1 protein-coding gene is annotated in these 1,503 nt (G+C 34.5%); it reads right to left on the bottom strand.

Annotated features, from left to right (window positions below; translation table 11 throughout):
- Positions 1–15: 15 nt before the first annotated feature.
- Entirely contained in the window at positions 16–1,347 is a 1,332-nt protein-coding gene (locus tag ENL20_08900) for a TldD/PmbA family protein (protein HHE38674.1), read from the bottom strand.
- Positions 1,348–1,503 lie beyond the last annotated feature (156 nt).

The following is a 1,503-nucleotide window of genomic DNA, read 5'->3' as shown; positions in this document are numbered from 1 at the left end:
GGCAAGTTTTCTCAACTACCCGCTAACAACCAATTCCCTAACCAAAACCGAAGCAGAACCGAAGGAACTCATATCGAATTTAAAATTATCGGCAATTGCTTCCACATCGTGCAAAAGCTGAAGAATATTACCGGAAATGGTGAATGGTTTCAGAGAATGTTTTCGCTTTCCGTTATCATAAAGAAAACCTTCAGCAGAAAGAGAAAAGTCTCCTGAAACAGTATTTGCCCCGGAATGCATTCCCTGTAAACTGACAATCTCAATAACTTGATCGTATTTCTTAAACAAATTATCTTCTTTCTCGTTTCCCGGTTCGAGATAGAAATTTGTAGGAGCAACTGTTAAACTGGTCTTATATCCCCTGCTTCCGTTTCCGGTAGAACTTACTTGATCATTTTTTGCAGTTTCCGTGTTATGAAGAAATGTCAGTAATTTTCCTTTATTAACTAAAACTGTTTTTTGGGACGGAAATCCTTCACTATCGAATGCACTTGTGGAAAATCCTCCTGGATAAAGCCCATCATCGATGATCGTAACTTTTTCATTGGCAATTATTTTATTCAATTTTCCTTTGAGAAGCGATTTTCCTTCCTGAACTGATTTTGCACTGAAAATACTGCTGAAAGTAGAAAGTAAGGTCGGCATCATTTCATTATCAAATACAACCGCATATTTTCCTGATTTTATTGCCTTTCCATTAAGAAGGTCTAAACCTTTTTTACAACTTTTTGCTGCCAGTTCATGAGCATTGAATTTCTTAAAATCCCTACTGATAATAAAATCCATTCCCATTCTTTTATCATTTCCTTCGGATGCTAAAATTCCCGTATAAGCATAAGCGAAATTATGAACATCTTCCTTATCCAAACCTTTACTATTAGCAATTCTGTTGTATGCTTTCCCATCTCCAAAAACTGCATAAGGAACATTCACAATGCGTTTATCATAGTCTTTGGCATATCTTTCCAAGTCTTTGGCAAATTGAACTTTTTCATCGACAGTTACTTTATCGAGATCTTCCGAATAAACATCTAATTTTTCTTTGATATCAGGATATTTTTCCAGGGAGATCATCTTGTTGCTGTCGATAAATTTACTGTTTTCGAGGGCTTCATCAACGATCATCTTGAAAGTTTTTTCATCGAATTCTTCTGTATAAGAATAACCGACTTTTCCATTTTTGATGATCCTGATGCCGATCCCTTTTGAATCCGCATAATTGAAAGCTTCCACATTCTGCTCATGAATTCGAACCGAAAAGGAAGTATCTGCGGATAAATAAATCTCGATATCATCGACTTTATTTTGAGCATAATCAAATATTAATTTGAATTCTTTATTATACATTTATTTCCTCCATTTTTTTTAGCAACGAACAAAACTAACAAAACGAACTATTCACATACTTTTTTAGCAACGAACAAAACTAACAAAACGAACTATTCACATACTTTTTTAGCAACGAACAAAACTAACAAAACGAACTTAATTACTATTTTTTCC

This window comes from Candidatus Cloacimonadota bacterium (assembly GCA_011372345.1).
GTDB lineage: Bacteria > Cloacimonadota > Cloacimonadia > Cloacimonadales > TCS61 > DRTC01.
This window is presented reverse-complemented; position numbering and strand designations above follow the sequence as displayed.

Excerpts from the sequence above, each read along its gene's own strand:
- ENL20_08900 (HHE38674.1), bottom strand. The coding sequence starts at position 1,347 with ATGTATAATAAAGAATTCAAATTAATATTTGATTATGCTCAAAATAAA.